Here is a 21,875-nt window from a genome sequence, read left to right as displayed (position 1 = left end):
CCCCATGACCGACACCGAGGTACCGGTCCAGCCCCGGAGGAAGGGCCTGACCCGGCGGCAGAAACGCAGTCTGTCGCGCGGCGCGCAGTACGCCGTCTTCGTCGCCGCCGTGATCGCCTTCGCGGTCTCGGCGGACTGGAGCCGGCTGAAGAACCAGTTCGCGCAGGCGGACATCGCCGAGCAGATGTTCCCGGACGTCATCACGATGGCGCTGAAGAACACCGTGCTCTACACCCTGTCCGGCTTCGCCGTCGGCCTGGTGCTCGGCATGCTGATCGCCCTGATGAGGCTGTCGTCGGTGGGCCCCTACCGCTGGTTCGCCGGTGTGTACATCGAGATCTTCCGCGGGCTGCCCGCCCTGCTGATCTTCATCTTCATCGGGGTCGCCGTCCCGCTGGCCTTCCCGGGCACGGAGATCATCGGCGGCACCTACGGCAAGGTCGCCCTGGCGCTGGGCCTGGTCGCGGCGGCGTACATGGCGGAGACGATCCGCGCGGGCATCCAGGCCGTCCCCAAGGGGCAGATGGAAGCGGCCCGTTCGCTGGGGTTCTCGCCCGCCCGCGCGATGGTCTCGATCATCATCCCGCAGGCGTTCCGGATCATCCTCCCGCCGCTCACCAACGAACTCGTCCTCCTCTTCAAGGACTCCTCGCTGGTGCTGTTCCTCGGGGTCACCCTGGAGGAGCGGGAACTGTCCAAGTACGGCAGGGACCTGGCCAGCACCACCGCCAACTCCACCCCGATCCTCGTCGCGGGCCTGTGCTACCTGCTGGTGACGATCCCGCTCGGCTTCGTCGTGCGCCGTATGGAGGCGAAGGCCCAGGAGGCCGTGAAATGACCGTGAAGACGCTCGGCGGACACCCCGAGATCCAGGTCCGCGGACTGCGCAAGTCGTTCGGCGACAACGAGGTCCTCAAGGGCATCGACCTGGAGATCGGCCGCGGCGAGGTCGTCTGCGTCATCGGCCCCTCCGGCTCCGGCAAGTCGACCCTGCTGCGCTGTGTGAACCTCCTCGAAGAGCCCACCGAGGGCCAGGTCTTCGTCGGCGGCACCGAACTGACCGACCCCGACGTCGACATCGACGCCGTACGCCGCCGCATCGGCATGGTCTTCCAGCAGTTCAACCTCTTCCCCCACCTCACGGTCACCGAGAACCTCACGCTCCCCCAGCGCCGGGTCCTCAGGCGGGACAAGGCGGAGGCGGCGCGGGTGGCCGCCGAGAACCTGGAGCGGGTCGGTCTCGCCGAGAAGGCGGACGCCTACCCCTCCTCCCTCTCCGGCGGCCAGCAGCAGCGCGTGGCGATCGCCCGCTCGCTGTCGATGGGCCCCGAGGTGATGCTCTTCGACGAGCCGACGTCGGCGTTGGACCCGGAGCTGGTGGGCGACGTCCTGGCGGTGATGCGCAGGCTCGCCCAGGAGGGCATGACGATGATGGTCGTCACCCATGAGATGACCTTCGCCCGCGAGGTCGCCGACCGGGTCGTCTTCATGGACGGCGGTGTCGTCGTCGAGGACGGCGCCCCCGCCCGCGTCATCGGCGACCCCCGGCACGAACGCACCCGCCACTTCCTGTCCCGCCTCCTCGACCCCGCGATGGCGGAGGTGGAGGAGGAGACATCGGACCAGGTGGGCGGAAAGGACTGAAAAGGACATACGCGCTTCTGTCGCCCGGAGCGCTCCACCGGTCATCATGCGGGGCATGACGACTCTCGACGACGCGGGCGGCCCGGGCGCCGGTCCGCGACCGGCCCCGCTGCCGGAGGACTGGGAACGCTGTCTGGCCGTGGCGGCGCACCCCGACGACATCGAGTACGGGACGGCGTCCGCCGTGGCCCGCTGGACGGCGGCGGGCAAACAGGTCACGTATCTGCTCGCCACACGCGGCGAGGCCGGCATCGACGGACTCCACCCGGACGAGGCGGGCCCGCTGCGCGAGGCCGAGGAACGGGCCGGGGCACGCGAGGTGGGCGTGGACGTGGTCGAGTTCCTCGACCACCGCGACGGCACGATCGAGTACGGGCCCGCGCTGCGCCGTGACATCGTGCGGGCGATCCGGCGGCACCGGCCGGAGGTGGTGGTGACCGGGGCGTACACCGTGCGGATGGTCGCCGGGGTGGTGAACCAGGCGGACCACCGGGTCGTGGGGCTCGCCGCGCTCGACGCGGCACGCGACGCGGGCAACCGGTGGATCTTCCCGGAGCTGGCCCACGAGGGACTGGAACCCTGGGGCGGGGTCCGCTTCGTGGCCTTCGCCGGGGCCGAGCACCCGACCCACGGGGTGGAGGTCACCGGCGAACCGCTGGAGCGGGGCATCGCCTCCCTGGCCGCGCACGCCGAGTACACCAAGGGCCTGGGCGCCCAGGGCTTCGAGCCCCGCGCCTTCCTGACCTGGGCGGCCCACCAGGGCGGCCGGGCCCTCGGCGTCGAGGCGGCGGTCCTCTTCGACGTCCACGCCCTTGGCTTCGAGGGGCCGCCGCCGTGGGAGGAGCGGTGACGCCTGCGCGCGTCCGGGGTGCGGATCGGTAGACGGGTGCGGGTGGTTCGTGGTTTCTCGCGCAGTTCCCCGCGCGCCCCTGAAAAGCGGCCGGGGCTGCGCCCCGTGCTTTTCACCATGAAGGGCGGGCCGCAGGCCCTACCCTTCAGGGGCGCGGGGAACTGCGCGAGAAGCCCCCACGCACCCGCACCCCCCGACGGCGAGCAGCCCCTGACTAGGGTGCGGGGTATGAACGAACGTGCTGTGCTGCGGGTGAAGGGGCGGGTCCTAGTCGGGCCCGACGACGTCCGGGACGAACTGTGGGTCGTGGACGGCCGGGTCTCCTACGACCGTCCCGCCGCCGCGCGGGACGTGCGCACCGTGGAGGGGTGGGCGCTGCCCGGTCTGGTCGACGCCCACTGCCACGTCGGCCTCGGCGCGCACGGTCCGGTCGACGCCGGCACCGCGGAGAAGCAGGCCCTGACCGACCGCGACGCAGGCACGCTCCTGATCCGCGACGCCGGTTCCCCGTCCGACACCCGATGGGTCGACGACCGCGACGACCTCCCGAAGATCATCCGCGCGGGCCGCCACATCGCCCGGACCCGCCGCTACATCCGCGGCTACGCCCATGAGATCGAACCGGACGACCTCGTCGCGTACGTCGCCCGGGAGGCCCGGCGCGGTGACGGCTGGGTGAAACTGGTCGGCGACTGGATCGACCGCGAGGCGGGCGACCTGGCGGCGTGCTGGCCGCGCGACGCCGTCGAGGCGGCGATCGCCGAGGCCCACCGCCTGGGCGCCCGCGTCACGGCCCACTGCTTCGCCGAGTCCTCCCTGCGCGACCTCGTCGAGGCGGGCATCGACTGCGTCGAGCACGCCACGGGCCTCACGGCGGATCTGATCCCGCTGTTCGCCTCCCGCGGCGTCGCGATCGTCCCGACCCTGGTCAACATCGCCACGTTCCCGAAGCTGGCCGAGGGCGGCGAGGCCCGGTTCCCCGTCTGGTCCGCCCACATGAGGCGCCTGCACGAACGCCGCTACGACACCGTCCGCGACGCCTACGACGCAGGGATCCCCGTCTACGTCGGCACCGACGCCGGCGGCAGCCTCCCGCACGGCCTGGTCGCGGACGAGGTGGCCGAACTCGTCAAGGCCGGCATCCCGCCGCTCCGCGCCCTCGCCGCGACCACCTGGGACGCCCGGGCCTGGCTCGGCCGCCCCGGCCTGGAGGAGGGCGCCCCGGCGGACCTGGTCGTCTACGCCGAGGACCCCCGCGACGACGTCCGCGTCCTGGCGGCGCCCCTGCGGGTCGTGGTGAACGGCACGATCACCGCCTGACACCGCCCCCGCTTCCCGCCGGCGGACCGTCGGGCCCCTCCGCTCAACGGTCCGCCAGCGTCATCGCCTGGTCCAGCGCCTGGAGGAAGCCGTTGACCGTCGTACGGTCACGGACCGCCAGCCGCAGCCACTCCTCGCCCAGCCCGGGGAAGGTGTCACCACGGCGCACCGCGAACCCCAGGTTCCGCAGATGGCGGCGCACGGCCGGCGCGCGCTCCAGACGGATCAGGACGAACGGGCCCTCGGCGGGCTCGGCGACGGTCAGTCCGTCGGGGGCGAACTCCCGGAGCCCCGCCACCAGATGGGCCCGGTCGGCGGCGATGCGTTCGGCCGCGTCGGCCGCCTCCGCCAGCGCCCGGTCGGACACGCACGCCTCGGCCGCCGCGAGCGCCGGCGTCGACACCGGCCACAGCGGCTGCGCCCGCTCCAGCTCCTCGATCGTCTCCGGGGCGGCGAGGACGTAGCCGATCCGCAGTCCGGCCAGGCCCCAGGTCTTGGTGAGGCTGCGCAGCACCACCAGACCGGGTATGTCCGTGCGCCCGGCCAGCGCCTCCCGCTCGCCCGGCACCGCGTCCATGAACGCCTCGTCCACCACCAGCGTCCGCCCGGGCCGGGCCAGCCGCGCGATCACCGCGGCCGGGTGCAGCACGGACGTCGGGTTGGTGGGGTTGCCGACGACGACCAGGTCCGCGTCCTCGGGCACGGCCGCCGGATCGAGACGGAAGCCGTCCGAGGCCCGCAGCAGCACCCGGTCCACGCGGTGCCCCGCGTCCCGCAGCGCCGCCTCCGGCTCGGTGAACTGCGGGTGCACCACGACCGGTTGACGGGCCTTCAGAGCCCGCGCCAGCAGGACGAACGCCTCGGCGGCGCCCGCCGTGAGCAGGACCCGCTCGGCGGGCAGCCCGTGCCGGGCCGCCACCGCCGCCCGGGCGGCCCGCCCGTCGGGATAGGCGGCCAGCCCGGTCAGCGACCCGGCTATCCGCTCCCGCAGCCAGGCGGGCGGCGTCCCGGCCCGCACGTTCACCGCGAGATCGGTGAGCCCGGCCCCGTCGTCCCGCACCTCGGCGTCACCGTGGTGCCGGAGGTCGGGCCCCGCGTGCCGTTCAGTGTGCATGCGAGTGCGTGTGTCCCCCGTGATGGTGGTGGCCGTGGTGGTGCCCGTCGTCGTCCGGGTGGAAGTGCGGCTGCTGCGGCATCCCCACCTTGTCCTCGAAACCGGGCAGCGCGATCCGGTAGACGCAGGAGTCGCAGTTCATGCGCAGATCGCCCTCCAGCGCCTCCCGGTAGCGCTCCATCACCAGGTCGAGCAACTCCGGTTCCGGACCGATGACATCGGCCGACCGTACCTCGACCTCCGGGTGCGCGGCAGCCCAGCCCTCGGTCTGCTGCCGCACCCGGTCCGGCAGGATGCCGGTGAACAGGAAGTACGGCAGCACCACGATCCGCCGGGCGCCGAGCCGCACGCACCGGTCGAGACCGCTCGGCACGTCCGGCGCCGCCAGCGACACGAACGCCGTCTCCACGCCCGCGTAGCCGCGCCCCTCCCACAGCAGCCGGGCCGCCTTGAACACCTCGGCGTTGGCGTCCGGGTCGGTCGACCCGCGCCCCACCAGCAGCACGGTGACGTCGGCACGGTCCTCCGGGATGCGGCCCGCGCCGCCGAGGGCCTCGTCCAGCCGCCGCTCCAGCACGCTCAGCAGCGCCGGGTGCGGGCCGAGCGGACGGCCGTAGGTGTACGAGATCCCCGGGTGCCGCTCCTTCTCGCGGGCCAGCGCCGCCGGGATGTCGCCCTTGGCGTGCCCGGCGGACACCAGCATCAGCGGGACGGCCGCGAACCGCCGTACACCCCGCTCCACCAGCTCGGCCACGGCCTCGCCCAGCGGCGGCGGGGACAGCTCGATGAAGCCGCCCGCGACGGGCAGTTCGGGGTGGCGGCGCCCCAGTTCCCGTACGAAGTCGCGGAACGCCTCGGCTCCCGCATCGTCCCGGGTGCCATGACCGGCGATGAGCAGGGCGGGCGGCGGGGTGGTCACGATGTCTCCTCGGAGTCTGGAACGGGGTGGTACTGCGGGGCGACGGGCGCCGGCCCGGGCGGGTGGACGGGGTGGTTCACTCGGCGCCCTCCGGGTTCTCCTGCCAGCGGTAGCCGCGGGGCGTCACCATGCGGCCCGCGATCTCACGGGTCGCCGTGTTGCCCACGGTCACCACGGTCATCATGTCGACCGTCGCCGGGTCGAGCGCGGCCAGGGTCGTCAACCGGTGCGACCCGTCCGGCCGCGAGGCGTTCCGTACGACACCGACGGGCGTGGTCGGCTCACGGTGCCCGGCCAGGATGGCGAGGGCCTTCGGCAGCTGCCAGTCGCGGCCCCGGCTGCGCGGGTTGTAGAACGTCACGACGATGTCGGCCTCGGCCGCCGCCCGCACCCGCCGCTCGATGACCTCCCACGGCGTGTGCAGGTCCGACAGGCTGATCGACACATGGTCGTGCCCGAGCGGCGCCCCGAGGATCGCGGCGGCGGCGAGCGCGGCGGTGACGCCGGGCACACCGATCACGTCGATGTCGTCGGACGCCTCGGCGAGCGCGGGGGAGGCCATGGCGTACACCCCGGCGTCCCCGCTGCCGATCAGCGCCACGGCCTGCCCCTTGCGGGCCTCGGCGACCGCGGTCCGCGCCCGTTCCTCCTCCGCGCCGAGCCCGGACTCAAGGACGCGGGTGCCGGGGCGGAGCAGGTCACGGATCTGGTCGACGTACTGGTCCAGCCCGACGAGCACCGAGGCCCGCCGCAGTTCGGCCTCGGCACGCGGCGTCAGCAGGTCCCGGGCGCCCGGCCCGAGCCCGACCACCGCGAGCCGGCCCCGCGCCGGCCGCCGTACGACGGCACAGGTCGCCATCGCGGGGCTCCCGTCCGCCCGCCGCGACTTCCGCTTGGGCACGAGGAGTTCACCCCCGCCGACGAGCGCGGCGGCCTCCGCGACGGAGGGAGTGCCCACGGCGGCGAGGGGCGCGTCCGACGGGTTGGGCACCTCGACCCGGGCCAACTCCTCGGCGGAGTGGGTGACCAGCGGCACACCGAGACGTGCGGCGGCCTCGACGAGGCCGGGTTCGCCGGCCTTGGCGTCGACGGTGGCGAGCTGGGCGAGGGACCGCGGGGAGAGACCGGCGTCGCGCAGGGCGCCCTCGATCAGCCCCAGCACCTCGTCGGCGGGGGCGCCCCGGGACGCTCCGACGCCCACCACGAGGGAGGGCGGACGGAGGATCACCCGCACCTCACCGGTGCCCTCGCGCCGGGCGGCGTCGAGCGCCTCGGCCGCGTCGCCGGGCCGGTCCGCCTCCGGTGTCTCGGCGCGGCCCGGCCCGGCGGTGTCCGGCAGCCGGTCGGTGACGACGATCCGGTGCCGGGCGGGCGCGGCGTCCGCCGCCGGGCGCCGCACGTTCGGCGGCAGCGCGGGCAGCGGATGGCCCACCTCCAGGTCCAGCTCCACGGCCTCCCCGTCGAGCAGCGCCCGGGAGACCCCGGCCACATCGCCCTCGACGGGCATCCCGAGCGTGTCCAGGCCGGGCACCCCCACCGCGTCGGTCGCGGTCGTCACGACCGGCTCGGCGCCGAGCACCTGGCCCACCTCGACGGCGAGCGCGTTGGCACCCCCGGCGTGCCCGCCGACCAGCGACACGGCGAACCGCCCGCCCTCGTCGACGCACACCACACCCGGATCGGTGCCCTTGTCCTCCAGCAGCGGCGCGATCAGCCGCACCACCGCCCCGGTGGCGAGGAAGCACACCACCTGCTCGCACTCACCGAACGCGCGCCGCACGGTGTCCCGTACGGGCCCCTCGTACACACGGGTCCGTTCGGGCCACGCCGAGGCGAGCCGCTGGGCGGCAACGGCCCCCGCGGCGGTCGCCGAGATCAGGCCGATCACCGGTCAACTCCTTCACTGTGCGCCGGGGGCCTCACGCCCCACAGCAGGAAAACGGGATTGGTCGCCGCGAGCCGGGTCACGTCCCCCGGCAGCGGCGCGAGCCGGGACGCCTGCAGCAGGACGCCGTCGCAGCTCAACCCGGCCGCGACCAGCGCCTCGCGGGCCGCGGGGACCCGGTCGAGCGCGGCCATCGCGACCACCACGGTCCGCCGGGCGCGCCGTGCGCACGCGGTGACGATCGCGGGCAGTTCGCGCCCCCCGCCGCCGACGAACACGGCGTCGGGGTCGTCGGGCAGCCCGGCCAGCGCGTCCGGCGCGGCCCCGTGCACCACGTGCACGTCGACGCCGTGCGCGGCGGCGTTGGCACGGACCCGCGCGACCCCGTCCGCCGTGCGCTCGACCGCGGTGACGGCCGCGCCGAGCCGTGCGCACTCCACGGCCACCGAACCGGAGCCGGCGCCGACGTCCCAGACCAGGTCGCCGAGCCGGGGCCCGAGCCGGGCGAGCGCCAAGGCCCGCACCTCGGACTTGGTGATCATCGAGTCGCGGTGCGCGAACTCGCTCTCGTCCAGCGCCCACCGCTCGGGAGCGGCCGGCGCCCCGGCGACGGTGCGCACGGCGGACACGGCGTGCGCCTCGTCCAGGCACAGCACGACGCTGACCTCGGCGCCCCAGTCGCGCGCGGCGGCCTGGGCCGGTGTCACCCGCTCCAGCCGCTCACGCTCCGGGTCGCCCAGCGCGGACGCCACCACGAGCGTCCGCCTGCTGTCCAACAGCCCCGCCCCCAGCTCGGCGGGCCCGCAGCCGGGCCCCGTCAGGACCGCCGTCTTGGGCCGGGCCCGGCACACGTTCAGCGCGGTCCGCAGCGCCCGCCCGTGGGCGCTCACCACGACCGCGTCGTCCCAGGACACCCCCAGCCGGGCGAACGCGGTCGCCACCGACGACACTCCCGGCCGTACGTCCAGCTCACCGGCGCCGAAGCGTTCGGCGAGCGCCCGCACGATCCCGAAGAACCCCGGGTCGCCGGAGGCCAGGACGACGACCCGCCGGTCCCGGTACTCCTCGATCACCCGGAGGGCGGGCGCCAGCGGCCCGAGGACGACCCGCTCGGCGGTCGCCGGGAGCGGGGCCGCCGCCAGGTGCCGGCGTCCGCCCACGACGAGCTCCGCCCCGGCCAGAACGGCCTCGGCGTCCGCGGGGAGGGGCGCCCCCGTGCCCGTACCGATGACGGTGATCACGGCGTGCCGCCCCGGCCGCGCGCCTCCCGCAGCGCCTTGCGCGCCTCGGGGTCGGCCTTGCGGTACCCGTGGAAGTGGCCGGGGTGGTACAGGTGCGAGCGGGTGCCCTGCGCGTCGAGGGCCGGGCCGACGAGGAACAGGGTGTGCTTCCAGAGCTTGTGCTCCTTGACGGTCTCCTCCAGCGTCTCGATCGTGCACCGCACGACCAGCTCCTCGGGCCAGGTCGCCTGGTAGGCGATGACCACCGGGGTCGCGGTCGGATAGCCGCCCTCCAGCAGCTCCCGCACCAACTGCCCGCTGCGCGCGGCCGACAGGAAGATCGCCATCGTCGTGCCGTGCCGTGCGAACTCCCGGACCTCCTCACCGGGCGGCATGGGCGTCTTGCCCCCGCCGAGCCGGGTCAGGATCACGGACTGCGCGACCTCCGGGATCGTCAACTCCCGCTGGGCGAGCGCGGCGACGGCGGAGAACGACGACACACCGGGGACGACCTCGGTCTCGATCCCCAGGGCACGGCACCGGTCGAGCTGCTCCTGCGTACCGCCCCACAGCGCCGGGTCACCGGAGTGGATCCGGGCGACCCGCAGCCCCTCGGTGAGGGCCCGCTCGTACACGGCGACGACGTCCTCCAGGGACATGGTGGCCGAGTCGAGGATCTCCGCCTCCGCGCGGGCGTGGTCCAGCACGTCGGCCTGCACCAGGCTGGCCGCCCAGATCACGACGTCCGCCTCCGCGATCGCCCGGGCGGCCCGGAACGTCAGCAGATCGGCGGCCCCGGGTCCGGCCCCGACGAAGGTCACCTTGCCGGTGGGGGCATCGGCCATGGAAGTCATCGTTCCTCTCTCAAAGCGGGTACGGCGCGCGAAGGCGCTGCGGGGCGGTGCCCCTTCGGGTCGGGTCCCAGGGGAGCGGCGCCCACCGCGGCGGTGCCCGCCGGAGCGGTGCCGGACCCCGGAACCCGGGCGCGGTCTCGGGGTGCCGCGCGGAAGAGGCCCGGCTCTTCCGGTAGCAAGGACCCATGGCGGTGTTCGTGGCGCTCGGCGCGTTCCTCATGACGCTCATCGGCGGCTGGACGGCACAGCGCGTCACGGACCGCCGCCACCTGGTACTGGGCCTGGCCGGCGGTCTGATGCTGGGCGTGGTCGGCCTCGACCTGCTGCCGGAGGCCCTGGAGGCCGCCGGCAACGAGCTCTTCGGCGTACCGGCGGCGCTGCTGCTGTTCGTCGCCGGTTTCCTCCTGGCGCACCTGGTGGAACGCCTGCTGGCGGCCCGTCAGGCGGCGCACGGCGCCGAGGAGCACGACGGGCGCACCCCGCAGGTCGGTCTCACCGCGGCCGCGGCGATGGTCGGTCACAGCGCCATGGACGGCGTCGCCATCGGCGCGGCCTTCCAGGTCGGCGAGGGCATGGGCCTCGCCGTGGCGCTCGCGGTGATCGCCCACGACTTCGCGGACGGCTTCAACACGTACACGCTGACCAGCGTGTACGGCAACGCCCGCCGCCGGGCGGTGACGATGCTCGTCGCGGACGCGGCCGCGCCCGTCCTGGGCGCAGCCTCCACGCTCCTGTTCACCATCCCGGAGGGCCCGCTCGGCTGCTACCTCGGCTTCTTCGGCGGCGCGCTGCTGTACCTGGCGGCCGCCGAGATCCTCCCGGAGGCCCACCACGCGCACCCGGCGCGCTCCACGCTGCTGTGCACGATCGCCGGTGCGGCGTTCATCTGGCTGGTGGTGGGCGTGGCCGAGTGAGAGGCCGTACCCGAGGGCTCCGCTCACAGCTTGCCGCCGCGTCCGCCGTCGCGCGGGGCGGGCGCGATCAGCGTGGACAGGTACGGCAGGGGGCCGCCGTCGAGCGCGTCGGCGGCCTGGATGGACTCCTCGGGAAGGCCCAGCGCGGACCCCCACACGGCGTCCTGGAGCCGCCCGGTCTCCCGCAGCGCCTCGACGACGGCCTGCGCCTGCCGCCCGAACTTGTACGCCACCACGGTCCCGGGCCCGTCGAGGGCCTCCCTCAGCACGGCCGCCCCCGCGGTCACGGGCACCAGCGTGAGCGGCTCCGTCCCCTCCGTCAGCACGGCACCGGAGCGGGCGGCGAGGTCCTGCATCGCGGTGATCCCGGGCACCGTCTCGACGACCGTCCCCGGCACCAGCTCGCCGATGGTGTGGGCGAGATAGGTGAACGTCGAGTACACGTTGGGGTCGCCGATGGTGGCGAACGCGACGGCGGAGTGCGTCTTCAGCAGCTCGGCGACCCGCTCACCGGCGGCGTCCCAGGCGGCCTCGCGGCGCCCCCGGTCGGTCCGCTCGTTGAGCGCGAACACCACCCGGACGATCTTCTCGGCGCCCACGTAGTGCAGCACGGTCGCCTCGGCGCGCCCCATCTCCCCGGTGTCCATGACGGGCACGACGACGACGTCGGCGTCCCGCAGCACGCCCACGCCCTTGACGGTCACCAGCTCCGGGTCACCGGGGCCGACGCCCACTCCGATCAGCCTGCTGCTCATGACGTCCGGCACCTCTCCACGAACCGACGGGCGACACCGGGCTCGGACGCCCAGTGCGTGTGCAGATAGCTCGCGTGCACACCGCGCTCCACAAAACCTTCCACCCGCCGCACGGGACCGCGGATCCCCCACGCGGGAGAGGCACCGGCCCCCGGCTCGACGACCGTCCGATGGAACTCGTGCCCCCGCATCCGCGTCCCCGCGGGCGCCAGCGAGCTGTCGCTCACCGCGACGGCGTCCCGGTACCCGAGCGTCAGCCGCGCGTCCATCCGGGCCGTGGCGTCGAGCACCCCGCACATGGGCCGCCCGTCCAGCTCCCGGCACAGATACAGCAGCCCCGCGCACTCGGCCGCCACGGGCGCCCCGCCGAGCGCCAGTGCGGCCACGTCCTTGCGCAACGCCTCGTTGGCGGACAGCTCGGCGCCGTACACCTCCGGGAACCCGCCCCCGACGACCAGCCCCCGAGTCCCCTCGGGCAACCGCTCGTCCCGCAACGGATCGAACGTCACGACCTCGGCCCCGGCGGCGGCCAGCAACTCGGCATGCTCGGCATAGGAAAAGGTGAACGCGGGCCCACCGGCGACAGCGACGACCGGCGCCGAGACTTCCGACGCGGTCCTCGTCCTCTCCGGCGTCCGGCTCCCTGACACCGGCCCTGGTATGTCCAGCCCGTCCGGCGTTCGTGGACGAGACCGTTCAGGCCGACGGCGGGGGTCCGGGGGCGCAGCCCCCGGCGAGGGGACGGGGAGGGGCGGCGGGGGCGAGGAAGCCAGCGCCGCAGCCGCATCCCAGACCGCACCCGGCAGCACCCCGGCACTGTGCGCCAGGGCCACCAAGCCCTCCAGGTCACACCCGGCGGCCACCTGCGCCCCCATCGCCGTCACGGCCTCCAGCGCCGCCGAACGCCGCTCGGCGACCGGCACCAGCCCCAGATGGCGGGACGGCGTGTCCACCTGAGCAACCCGCCGCAGCACACCCAGCACCGGCACCCCGGCCGAGTCGAGCGCCTCACGCAGCAGTTCCTCGTGCCGGTCGGACGCGACCTTGTTGAGGATCACGCCCCCGACCCGCACCTCGGGGTCCCAGGAAGCGAACCCGTGCACCAGCGCCGCCACCGACCGCGACTGCGACGACGCGTCGACGACCAGCACCACCGGCGCCCGCAGCAACTTGGCCACATGCGCCGTGGACGCCAACTCGCCCTCGCCCGCCGCCCCGTCGTACATCCCCATCACGCCCTCGACGACGGCGAGGTCGCACCCGCGCGCCCCATGGGCGAACAGCGGCGCGATCAGCTCCGGCCCGCACAGATACGCGTCGAGGTTGCGCCCCACCCGCCCGCTCGCGAGCGCGTGGTAGCCGGGGTCGATGTAGTCCGGCCCCACCTTGTGCGGGGACACGGCGAGCCCCCGCGCGGTGAGCGCGGCCATCAACCCCGTGGCGACGGTGGTCTTCCCGCTGCCCGAGGAGGGCGCGGCGACGACCAGCCGGGGGACGGACGAGGAGAAGTTCACGAGGGCCTCACCACTCGATGCCCCGCTGGCCCTTCTGGCCCGCGTCCATGGGGTGCTTGACCTTCGACATGTCCGTCACGAGGTCCGCGAAGTCGACCAGCTTCTCCGGCGCGTTCCGCCCGGTGATGACGACATGCTGGGTCCCCGGCCGGTTCCGCAGCACGTCGATGACCTCGTCGGTGTCGACCCACCCCCAGTGCAGGGGGTACGCGAACTCGTCGAGCACGTACAGCTTGTACGTCTCGGCCGCCAGGTCCCGCTTGACCTGCTCCCAGCCCTCGCGGGCCTTCTCCTCGTTGTCCATCTGCGCGTCGCGCTGGACCCAGGACCAGCCCTCGCCCATCTTGTGCCAGTCGACGGAGCCGCCCTCACCGCTGGCGCCCAGCACCCGCAGCGCGTTCTCCTCGCCGACCTTCCACTTCGCCGACTTGACGAACTGGAACACCCCGATCGGCCAGCCCTGGTTCCAGGCCCGCAGCGCCAGCCCGAACGCGGCGGTCGACTTGCCCTTCCCGATGCCGGTGTGCACGACCACGAGCGGCCGGTTGCGCCGCTGCCGTGTCGTCAGCCCGTCGTCCGGCACCACACTCGGCTGTCCCTGCGGCATTACGCGGCCCTCCTCGACGTCCCCTGCACATCCCTGACCAGCCCGGCGATGGAGTCCGCGCGCAGCTCGTCCAGCGTCACGGCCGTACCGCCCAGCTCACCCGCGAGCTGACCGGCCAGCCCCAGCCGCACCGGCCCCGACTCGCAGTCCACCACCACGGAGGCGACGCCCTCGGCCGCGAACAGCCGGGCCGCCCGCCCCGCCAGCGCCACCGGCTCGGGCCCACCCGTCGCCCGCCCGTCGGTCACCACGACGACCAGCGCGCGCCGCGCCGGATCCCGCAGCCGCTCCACCCGCAGCACCTCGTGGGCCCGCAGCAACCCGGCGGCGAGCGGTGTGCGCCCGCCCGTGGGCAGCGACTCCAGCCGGGCCGCGGCGGCGTCCACCGACGACGTCGGAGGCAGCGCCACCTCCGCCGCCGACCCCCGGAACGTCACGAGCCCCACCTTGTCCCGCCGCTGGTACGCGTCCAGCAGCAGCGACAGCACGGCGCCCTTCACGGCGCTCATCCGCTGCCGCGCCGCCATCGACCCGGAGGCGTCGACGACGAACAGCACGAGGTTCCCCTCACGCCCCTCCCGCGTCGCCTGCCGCAGATCGTCACGCCGTACGACGAGCCCCGGCCCGGACCGCCCCCGCGCCCGCTGGTGCGGCGCGGCCGCCTGCACGGTCGCCGCCAGATGCAGCTTGGTCAGCGTGCCGCGCGGTCGGCGCGCCCCGGTGGTGCGCCCGTGCTCGGTCCGGGCCCGCGAACGCCGCCCGGCGGCGCCCTCACCCAGCCCCGGCACGCTCAGCACCTTCGTACGGAACGGCTCGGCGGCCCGGACGGCGGACTGCTCGCCCGCACCCGCGCCGGAGGGCTGCGGTTCCCCGCCCTCCCCGGCCTCCGGCCGCGCACCGGTGTCCCCGCCCCGCGGCCCCTCCGGGTCCGCCGACGGCGGCTGCCCGCCACCGCCGGGCCCGTCCGGACCGGGGTCGGGATCAGGATCGGGATCGGGATCGGGGTCCTCGTCCTCGGGCGACCCGCCGAACTCCTCCAGCGTCTCGTCGAGCTTGTCCTCGTCCAGGCCCGGCGCGTCGAACGGATTGCGGCGCCGCCGGTGCGGCAGCGCGAGCAGCGCCGCCTGCCGTACGTCCTCCGCCAGCACATCGGTCCGCCCGGCCCACGCGGCCAGCGCGGTCGCCGTCCGGGCCATGACGATGTCGGCCCGCATGCCGTCCACCTCGAAGGCCGCGCAGGTGGCCGCGATCTGCCGCAGCGCCCCGTCGCCCAGCCGCACCGACGGCAGCAACTCCCGCGCCGCGACGATCCGTTGCCGTACCGCCGCCTCCTCGTCCGCCCATCGCGCCGCGAAGCCGGCCGGGTCGTCGTCGTAGGCGAGCCGCCGCCGGACGACCTCCACCCGCTGGTCGGGCTCCCGCGAGGCGGCCACCTCGACGGTCAGCCCGAACCGGTCGAGGAGCTGCGGCCGCAGCTCGCCCTCCTCCGGGTTCATGGTCCCGACGAGCAGGAAACGCGCCGCGTGCCGGACGGAGACACCCTCGCGCTCCACGTACGAGGCACCCATCGCCGCCGCGTCCAGCAGCAGGTCGACGAGGTGGTCGTGGAGGAGGTTGACCTCGTCGACGTACAGGATTCCGCGGTGCGCGTCGGCCAGCAGGCCGGGCTCGAACGCCTTCACGCCCTCCGCGAGCGCCCGCTCGATGTCGAGGGCGCCCACGAGCCGGTCCTCGGAGGCACCGACGGGCAGCTCGACCATCCGGGACGGACGGGTGGTGCCCGGCCCCGGCTCGTGCGGCCCGTCCGGGCACGCTGGATCCGGCTTCGCGGGGTCGCACGAGAAACGGCACCCGGCGACGACGTCCACCTCCGGCAGCAGCGCCGACAGCGCCCGCACGGCGGTGCTCTTCGCGGTGCCCTTCTCGCCGCGCACCAGCACCCCGCCGACCGCCGGGGACACGGCGTTCAGCAGCAGCGCGAGCCGCAGGTCGTCCTGACCGACGACGGCCGTGAACGGAAACGGAACACTCACTTGTCCTCGCCCTCCAGGTCGCCTTCGAGCTCCAGGTAGGTGGCCCGCAGCCGTTCCAGCGTGTCGGCGTCCGGCTCGGCCCACAGGCCGCGGTCGGCGGCCTCCAGCAGCCGCTCGGTGATGCCGCGCAGCGCCCACGGGTTGGACTTCTTCATGAAGTCCCGGTTCTCCGCGTCGAAGACGTACTCGGCGCTGAGCTTCTCGTACATCCAGTCGTCGACCACGCCCGCCGTGGCGTCGTAGCCGAAGAGGTAGTCGACGGTCGCCGCCATCTCGAAGGCGCCCTTGTAGCCGTGGCGCCGCATGGCCGCCATCCAGCGCGGGTTGACCACACGGGCGCGGAACACCCGGTGCGTCTCCTCGCCGAGCGTGCGTGTCTTGACCTGGTCCGGTGTCGCCGAGTCGCCGACGTACGCCTCGGGGCTCGCGCCCGTCAGATGCCGCACCATGGCGACCATGCCGCCGTGGTACTGGAAGTAGTCGTCGGCGTCGACGAGGTCGTGCTCGCGGGTGTCGACGTTCTTCGCCGCCACCGCGATCCGCTTGAACGCGGTCTCCATGTCCCCGCGCGCCGCCCGCCCGTCGAGGCCGCGCCCGTACGCGTAGCCGCCCCAGACGGCGTACACCTCTGCGAGGTCGGCGTCGGAGCGCCAGTTGCGGGCGTCGATCAGCGGCAGCAGCCCGGCGCCGTACGCGCCCGGCTTGGAGCCGAAGACCCGGGCCGTGGCCCGCCGCCGGTCACCGTGCTCGGCGGTGTCCTCGTCGGCGTGCGCCTTCACGAAGTTCTGGTCGGCGGGCTCGTCCAGCTCGGCCACGGCCCGCACCGCGTCGTCGATCAGTCCGACGACGTGCGGGAACGCGTCCCGGAAGAACCCGGAGATGCGCACCGTGACGTCGATGCGCGGCCGGCCCAGCTCCGCGAGCGGCACGACCTCGAACCCGGTGACGCGGCGCGACGCGTCGTCCCACACCGGACGGCAACCCAGCAGCGCCAGGATCTCGGCGATGTCGTCGCCCTGGGTGCGCATCGCGGACGTGCCCCACACCGTCAGCCCGACGGACTTCGGGTACTCCCCGGTGTCGGCCAGGTACCGCTGCACCAGCGAGTCGGCGAGCGACTGCCCGACCTCCCAGCTCAGCCGGGACGGGATGGCCTTGGGGTCGACGGAGTAGAAGTTGCGGCCCGTCGGCAGGACGTTGACCAGGCCGCGCGTCGGCGAGCCGGACGGACCCGCCGGGACGTAACCGCCGTCGAGGGCCTTGAGGATGTGCCCGATCTCGTCGGTGGTCCGGGCGAGCCGCGGCACGACCTCGTTGCACGCGAACTCCAGCACCGCGACGGCGCCCGGCAGTTCGGTGCCGAGCACACCGCGCACGAGCGCCGGGACCACGGTGACGTCCCAGTCCCGTGCCTCCATGCCCTCGGCGATCCGCCGGCACAGCTGCTCCAGGAGGTCGATGGCGTCGGCGGCGGTACGGGCGGGGCCCTCCACCAGGTCGCTCAGCTCCGCCGGCACCTTCACCGGCGCGCCCGGCTCCGCCAGCAACTCCTTCTCGACCAGCCCGAAGTGGGCCGCCAGGGACGCCCGCAGACCCGGCAGCGCGTTCGCCTGCCCGCCCCACACCTGCGAGGCGCGCAGCACCGCCAGCACCAGGTTGACGCGCGGTTCACCGACCGGGCCGCCGCCCAGGATGTGCAGACCGTCGCGGATCTGCACGTCCTTGATCTCGCAGAGGTAGCCGTCGATGTGCATGACGAACTCGTCGAAGTCGTCGTCGCCCGGCTGCTCGTCCACATGCAGGTCGTGGTGGAGCTCGGCGGCCTTCACCAGCGTCCAGATCTGCGCCCGCACGGCCGGCGCCTTCGCCGGGTCCAGGTCGGACACCAGCGCGTACTCGTCGAGCAGCTGCTCCAGCTTCGCCAGGTCGCCGTAGGTGTCGGCGCGCGCCATCGGCGGTACGAGGTGGTCGACGACGGTGGCGTGCCCGCGCCGCTTGGCCTGGGTGCCCTCACCGGGGTCGTTGACGATGAACGGGTAGACCAGGGGGAGATCGCCGAGCACGGCGTCCGGGGCACAGCCCCCGCTCAGCCCGAGGCCCTTCCCCGGCAGCCACTCCATCGTGCCGTGCTTGCCCATGTGCACGATCGCGTCGGCGCCGAAGCTGTTCTCCAGCCAGCGGTAGGCCGCCATGTAGTGGTGCGACGGCGGCATGTCCGGGTCGTGGTAGATCGCGATCGGGTTCTCCCCGAAGCCGCGCGGCGGCTGGATCATCACGACGACGTTCCCGAACTGGAGGGAGGCGAGCACGATGTCGTCCCCGTCCACGTACAGCGAACCCGGCGGCTCGCCCCACGCCTCGAGCATGCCGTCCCGCAGCTCCGGGTCCAGCTTGTCGAACCAGGCCCGGTAGTCGGCGAGCGGCACCCGCGCGGGCGCCGACGCCAGCTGCTCCTCCGTCAGCCACTCCACGTCGTGGCCGCCGGCCTCGATGAGCCGGTGGATCAGCTCGTCGCCGTTGTCGGGGTACTCGGTGACGCCGTACCCGGCCGCCTTGAGGGCGTCGAGGACCCGCACCGCCGAAGCGGGCGTGTCGAGGCCCACCGCGTTGCCGACGCGCGAGTGCTTGGTCGGGTAGGCGGTGAAGACCAGCGCGAGCTTCTTCTCCGCGTTCGGCTTGTGCTTCAGCGCCGCGTGACGGACGGCGATCCCGGCGACCCGCGCGGCCCGCTCCGGGTCGGCGACGTACACCGGCACGTCGTCCGGCCCTTGCTCCTTGAACGAGAACGGCACCGTGATGAGCCGCCCGTCGAACTCGGGGATCGCGACCTGCATCGCCGCGTCCATGGGGGAGAGGGCGGCGTCCGACTCGTCCCACGCGGCGTGCGACGACGTCAGGCACAGGCCCTGGAGGACGGGGATGTCCAGCTCGGCGAGCGCCCCGATGTCCCACGCCTCCTCGTCGCCGCCGGCCGACGCCTGCGAGGCGTGCGTACCGCCGGCGGCGAGGACCGTGGCGACCAGCGCGTCCGCCTTCGCGAGCAGCTCGTACAGCCCGGCGTCCGCGCCGCGCAGCGAACCGCAGTACACGGGAAGCGCGTTGGCGCCCTTCGCCTCGATCGCGTCGCACAACGTGTCCACGAACGCGGTGTTGCCGCTCAGCTCGTGCGCCCGGTAGAAGAGCACCCCGACCGTGGGCCGCCCCTCGACGAAGGGCCGCTCCCCGTGCGGCCCGTACTCGGGCATCTTGCGCGGCTCGACGAACCCCTCGCCGGTCAGCAGCACGGTGTCGGACAGGAACCGGGCCAGCTCGGTGAGGTTGTCGGGCCCGCCCTCCACGAGGTACTTCAGTGCCTCCGCGACCACACCGGCCGGCACCGACGACTCGGCCATCAGCTCGGCGTCCGGCACGGCCTCACCGCCGAGCAGCACGGTCGGGATCCCTGCGGCCTTCAGCGCGGCCAGCCCGTCCTCCCAGGCCCGCTTTCCGCCCAGCAGCCGTACGACGGCGATGTTCGCGCCGTCGAGGAGAGCGGGCAGCTCGTCCCTCACGTCGACGCGGGTCGGGTTGCCGATCCGGTAGGAGGCGCCGGAAGCGGCCCGGGCCGCCAGCAGATCCGTGTCGGCGGTCGACAACAACAACACAGTGCCAGTGCTCATGCGGGCGCTCCCGGTGGAATGAAGGGCAGTCCTTGCGGCGCGCCCGACTCGATGAGCCGCCACAGCGCGTCCGTGTCCGCGTGTTCCTCGATCAGATCGCCGAGCCGGTCCAGCTGCTCCTCGCGCAGCGCGGCGAACGACGTGTCGGCGGCCGGCACGAAACGACGGCCCGCGGCGGCCGCCACCTCGCGCAGAAAGGCCCGCCGGAAGCCGTCCGACTCCAGCGACCCGTGCCAGTGCGTGCCCCAGGTCTGACCGACCCGGCACCCGTCCAGGAAGGGTTCGCCCCCGGCGACCTGGGCGACCCCGTGATGGATCTCGTACCCCGTGACGTGCTCCCCGAGGGCCTCGCCCTCCGGCCGGGTGAGGGTCTTCTCCCGCGCGAACCGCACCCGTACGGGCAGGATGCCGAGCCCGTCCACCTGTCCCCGGCGGCTCTCGACGTCGTCCTCGATGTGCTCGCCGAGGACCTGGAAGCCGCCGCAGATGCCGAGCACGGGCCGGTGGTGGGCGGCCCTGGCGCGCAGCGCGTCGGCGAGGCCCCGCTCGCGCAGCCAGTCCAGCGCCCGCACGGTGCCCCGGGTTCCGGGGACGACGACGAGGTCCGCGTCGGCCAGCTCCTCGGGCCGGTCCACGAACCGCACCACGACACCGGGTTCGGCGGCGAGCGCGTCCACGTCGGTGAAGTTCGACATGAGGGGAATCGCGCAGACGGCGACCCGCAGCACGTCCTCCCCGACGGGCGGCGACACGTTCGACTCGCGGACCGTCCCACGCAGGGACACCCTCAGTCCGTCCTCCTCGTCGATGCCGAGGCCGTGCCGGAACGGCAGCACCCCGTACGTCCGACGCCCCGTCAGCCCGTGCAGCATGTCGAGCCCCGGCTCCAGCAGGGAGACGTCCCCGCGGAACTTGTTGACGAGGAACCCGGCGACGTGCGCCTGATCCTCGGGCGACAGCAGCGCCACCGTCCCGAAGAACGAGGCGAACACGCCCCCGCGGTCGATGTCGCCGACGACGAGCACGGGGAGCCCGGCGTTGCGGGCGATCCCCATGTTGACGATGTCGGTCCGCCGGAGATTGATCTCGGCGGGACTCCCGGCCCCTTCACAGATCACCGCGTCATACGTGCCCCGCAACTCGGCGAGACAGTCGAGCACGGTCCCCAGCAGCCGCTGCTGCCGTCCCCCGTGGTAGCCCCGCGCGCTCAACTCCCCGACCGGCTTGCCGAGCAGCACGACCTGACTGCTCTGCTCCCCACCGGGCTTGAGCAGCACCGGGTTCATCAGCGCCGTCGGCTCCACCCGGCAGGCCTGCGCCTGCATGGCCTGGGCCCGACCGATCTCGGCGCCCTCCCGCGTCACGAACGAGTTGAGCGACATGTTCTGCGCCTTGAACGGCGCCACCTTGACGCCCTGCCGCACCAGCCACCGGCAGATCCCGGCCGTCACGACGCTCTTGCCCGCGTCGGAGGTGGTGCCGGCGACCAACAGCCCCCCGCCCGTCATGACGCCCCCTTCGACCGCCGGGAGCGGCCCTTCGTGAACTCCCGTGCCGGGCCCCGCGCGACGCGGCCCCGCAGCAGTGACGCGCCCGCGCTGACGCCGAGCGCGAGCCAGCCCACGCGCCGCGACAGCCGCACGGCCCGCTCGATGTCCCCCACGGTGACGGCCCGCCCCTCCGTGTTCAGCACGGGCCGGTGCTCGACCCGCCCCCCGTACGACAAGGTGCCTCCCAGCCGGACGCCGAGCGCCCCGGCGAACGACGCCTCCACCGGCCCCGCGTTGGGGCTCGGATGCTTCCGCGCGTCCGCCCGCCACGCCCGTACGGCGCCCCGGGCGTCCCCGCCGGCCGCGGCGGCCAGCAGGGCGGTGAGCCGGGCTCCCGGCCACCCCGCCACGTCGTCGAGGCGGGCGGACGCCCACCCGTACCGCCGGTGACGCGGCGACTTGTGCCCGACCATGGCGTCCAGCGTGTTGACGGCCCGGAACCCGACGAGTCCGGGCACACCGCCCAACGCCCCCCACACCAGCGCCCCGACGACGGCGTCCGAGGTGTTCTCGGCGACGGACTCGACGACGGCCCGGGCGATCCCGTCCGCGTCCAGTGCCTGCGGGTCCCGTCCGCACAGATGCGGCAGCCGGGCCCGCGCGGCCTCGACGTCCCCGTCCTCCAGCGCCCGCCCGACGGCACGGGCCTCCCGGGCGAGGGAGGTGCCCCCGACGACGGCCCAGGTGGCCGCGCCGGTCAGCGCGACGGACGCGGCGCGGGACGGCCGTGCCGCGGCGGCGGCCACCGCCCCCAGCGCCACGGCGCCTCCGGCGCACACCACGGTGTGCAGCGCGCCCCACCCCCGGTGGTCCCGCCACAACACCCGCTCCACGGCGCCCGCGGCCCGCCCGAACACGGCGACGGGATGCCCCCGGCGGGGATCGCCGAGCAGCAGGTCACCGAGGAGCCCGGCGGTGGCGCCGTACGCGAAGACGCGATCGGCACGCACGCGTTCAGCCGATCGCGGGGTCGGGCAAGGACCGGGTGCTGAATCTCAAGCGGCAGCCGCGCATGGCTTCATGTCCTCACTCAGGGT

The 21,875-nt window shown here is 74.3% G+C and carries 17 protein-coding genes; 5 read left to right on the top strand and 12 right to left on the bottom strand.

Annotated features, from left to right (window positions below; all coding sequences use genetic code 11):
- The first annotated feature begins 4 nt into the window (after positions 1–4).
- From ACZ4Z2_RS32115 to ACZ4Z2_RS32100, 4 genes are all read left to right on the top strand, one after another.
- Positions 5–838: an amino acid ABC transporter permease gene (locus ACZ4Z2_RS32115; protein WP_468080824.1), complete on the top strand. Its 834-nt coding sequence runs from the start codon at positions 5–7 to the stop codon at positions 836–838.
- A complete protein-coding gene (locus ACZ4Z2_RS32110) occupies positions 835–1,644 on the top strand; it encodes an amino acid ABC transporter ATP-binding protein (protein ID WP_468080822.1) in 810 nt (269 codons plus the stop codon). Before ACZ4Z2_RS32115 ends, ACZ4Z2_RS32110 begins: the two co-directional genes overlap by 4 nt.
- A 55-nt stretch (positions 1,645–1,699) precedes the next feature.
- Positions 1,700–2,494 (top strand): PIG-L deacetylase family protein, encoded by a 795-nt coding sequence (locus ACZ4Z2_RS32105; protein WP_468080820.1) that lies wholly within the window; start codon positions 1,700–1,702, stop codon positions 2,492–2,494.
- Positions 2,495–2,722: 228 nt separating this feature from the next.
- Positions 2,723–3,814: an amidohydrolase family protein gene (locus ACZ4Z2_RS32100; RefSeq protein WP_468080818.1), complete on the top strand. Its 1,092-nt coding sequence runs from the start codon at positions 2,723–2,725 to the stop codon at positions 3,812–3,814.
- A 43-nt stretch (positions 3,815–3,857) separates the two neighbouring features.
- Here ACZ4Z2_RS32100 and cobC read toward each other — a convergent pair whose 3' ends face one another.
- From cobC to cobM, 5 genes are all read right to left on the bottom strand, one after another.
- A complete protein-coding gene (cobC, locus tag ACZ4Z2_RS32095; RefSeq protein ID WP_468080816.1) occupies positions 3,858–4,928 on the bottom strand; it encodes an Rv2231c family pyridoxal phosphate-dependent protein CobC in 1,071 nt (356 codons plus the stop codon).
- Positions 4,918–5,847, bottom strand: coding sequence for a sirohydrochlorin chelatase (locus tag ACZ4Z2_RS32090; RefSeq protein ID WP_468080814.1), 930 nt, complete (start codon positions 5,845–5,847; stop codon positions 4,918–4,920). The genes cobC and ACZ4Z2_RS32090 overlap by 11 nt, the downstream gene beginning before the upstream one ends.
- 76 nt (positions 5,848–5,923) lie before the next feature.
- Entirely contained in the window at positions 5,924–7,735 is a 1,812-nt protein-coding gene (gene cobJ, locus ACZ4Z2_RS32085) for a precorrin-3B C(17)-methyltransferase (protein ID WP_468080812.1), read from the bottom strand.
- Positions 7,732–8,973: a precorrin-6y C5,15-methyltransferase (decarboxylating) subunit CbiE gene (gene cbiE, locus ACZ4Z2_RS32080; protein WP_468080811.1), complete on the bottom strand. Its 1,242-nt coding sequence runs from the start codon at positions 8,971–8,973 to the stop codon at positions 7,732–7,734. Before cbiE ends, cobJ begins: the two co-directional genes overlap by 4 nt.
- Entirely contained in the window at positions 8,970–9,797 is an 828-nt protein-coding gene (gene cobM, locus ACZ4Z2_RS32075) for a precorrin-4 C(11)-methyltransferase (protein ID WP_468080809.1), read from the bottom strand. The genes cbiE and cobM overlap by 4 nt, the downstream gene beginning before the upstream one ends.
- A 194-nt stretch (positions 9,798–9,991) precedes the next feature.
- Here cobM and ACZ4Z2_RS32070 point away from each other — a divergent pair, with 194 nt between their 5' ends.
- Positions 9,992–10,720 carry a ZIP family metal transporter gene (locus ACZ4Z2_RS32070; RefSeq protein WP_468080807.1) on the top strand — a complete coding sequence of 243 codons (729 nt, stop codon included), beginning with the start codon at positions 9,992–9,994 and terminating at the stop codon, positions 10,718–10,720.
- Between the two features lie 23 nt (positions 10,721–10,743).
- Here ACZ4Z2_RS32070 and cobI read toward each other — a convergent pair whose 3' ends face one another.
- The 7 genes from cobI to ACZ4Z2_RS32035 are packed head-to-tail and all read right to left on the bottom strand — an operon-like array spanning position 10,744 to position 21,788.
- A complete protein-coding gene (gene cobI / locus ACZ4Z2_RS32065; RefSeq protein ID WP_468080806.1) occupies positions 10,744–11,475 on the bottom strand; it encodes a precorrin-2 C(20)-methyltransferase in 732 nt (243 codons plus the stop codon).
- Positions 11,472–12,989: a cobyrinate a,c-diamide synthase gene (locus tag ACZ4Z2_RS32060; protein ID WP_468080804.1), complete on the bottom strand. Its 1,518-nt coding sequence runs from the start codon at positions 12,987–12,989 to the stop codon at positions 11,472–11,474. The genes cobI and ACZ4Z2_RS32060 overlap by 4 nt, the downstream gene beginning before the upstream one ends.
- 7 nt (positions 12,990–12,996) lie before the next feature.
- Positions 12,997–13,596: a cob(I)yrinic acid a,c-diamide adenosyltransferase gene (cobO, locus tag ACZ4Z2_RS32055; protein ID WP_468080802.1), complete on the bottom strand. Its 600-nt coding sequence runs from the start codon at positions 13,594–13,596 to the stop codon at positions 12,997–12,999.
- A complete protein-coding gene (locus ACZ4Z2_RS32050) occupies positions 13,596–15,629 on the bottom strand; it encodes a putative cobaltochelatase (RefSeq protein ID WP_468080801.1) in 2,034 nt (677 codons plus the stop codon). Before ACZ4Z2_RS32050 ends, cobO begins: the two co-directional genes overlap by 1 nt.
- Positions 15,626–19,288, bottom strand: coding sequence for a cobaltochelatase subunit CobN (cobN, locus tag ACZ4Z2_RS32045; RefSeq protein ID WP_468080799.1), 3,663 nt, complete (start codon positions 19,286–19,288; stop codon positions 15,626–15,628). The genes ACZ4Z2_RS32050 and cobN overlap by 4 nt, the downstream gene beginning before the upstream one ends.
- The gene (locus ACZ4Z2_RS32040; protein WP_468080797.1) at positions 19,285–20,796 is read right to left on the bottom strand and encodes a cobyric acid synthase; all 1,512 of its coding nucleotides are present in this window, start codon (positions 20,794–20,796) and stop codon (positions 19,285–19,287) included. The genes cobN and ACZ4Z2_RS32040 overlap by 4 nt, the downstream gene beginning before the upstream one ends.
- The gene (locus ACZ4Z2_RS32035; protein ID WP_468080795.1) at positions 20,793–21,788 is read right to left on the bottom strand and encodes a cobalamin biosynthesis protein; all 996 of its coding nucleotides are present in this window, start codon (positions 21,786–21,788) and stop codon (positions 20,793–20,795) included. Before ACZ4Z2_RS32035 ends, ACZ4Z2_RS32040 begins: the two co-directional genes overlap by 4 nt.
- Between the last annotated feature and the right edge of the window lie 87 nt (positions 21,789–21,875).

The organism is Streptomyces sp. NPDC030183 (assembly GCF_055573455.1).
The sequence above is the reverse complement of the archived record's forward strand: the minus strand, read 5'-3'. Positions and strand labels throughout refer to the sequence as shown.

Bases quoted from the DNA above. Each gene is read 5' to 3' on its own strand.
- ACZ4Z2_RS32115 (WP_468080824.1), top strand. From the start codon at position 5: ATGACCGACACCGAGGTACCGGTCCAGCCCCGGAGGAAGGGCCTGACC.
- ACZ4Z2_RS32110 (WP_468080822.1), top strand. From the start codon at position 835: ATGACCGTGAAGACGCTCGGCGGACACCCCGAGATCCAGGTCCGCGGA.
- ACZ4Z2_RS32105 (WP_468080820.1), top strand. From the start codon at position 1,700: ATGACGACTCTCGACGACGCGGGCGGCCCGGGCGCCGGTCCGCGACCG.
- ACZ4Z2_RS32100 (WP_468080818.1), top strand. From the start codon at position 2,723: ATGAACGAACGTGCTGTGCTGCGGGTGAAGGGGCGGGTCCTAGTCGGG.
- cobC (WP_468080816.1), bottom strand. From the start codon at position 4,928: ATGCACACTGAACGGCACGCGGGGCCCGACCTCCGGCACCACGGTGAC.
- cobM (WP_468080809.1), bottom strand. From the start codon at position 9,797: ATGGCCGATGCCCCCACCGGCAAGGTGACCTTCGTCGGGGCCGGACCC.
- ACZ4Z2_RS32070 (WP_468080807.1), top strand. From the start codon at position 9,992: ATGGCGGTGTTCGTGGCGCTCGGCGCGTTCCTCATGACGCTCATCGGC.
- cobI (WP_468080806.1), bottom strand. From the start codon at position 11,475: ATGAGCAGCAGGCTGATCGGAGTGGGCGTCGGCCCCGGTGACCCGGAG.
- cobO (WP_468080802.1), bottom strand. From the start codon at position 13,596: ATGCCGCAGGGACAGCCGAGTGTGGTGCCGGACGACGGGCTGACGACA.
- cobN (WP_468080799.1), bottom strand. From the start codon at position 19,288: ATGAGCACTGGCACTGTGTTGTTGTTGTCGACCGCCGACACGGATCTG.
- ACZ4Z2_RS32040 (WP_468080797.1), bottom strand. From the start codon at position 20,796: ATGACGGGCGGGGGGCTGTTGGTCGCCGGCACCACCTCCGACGCGGGC.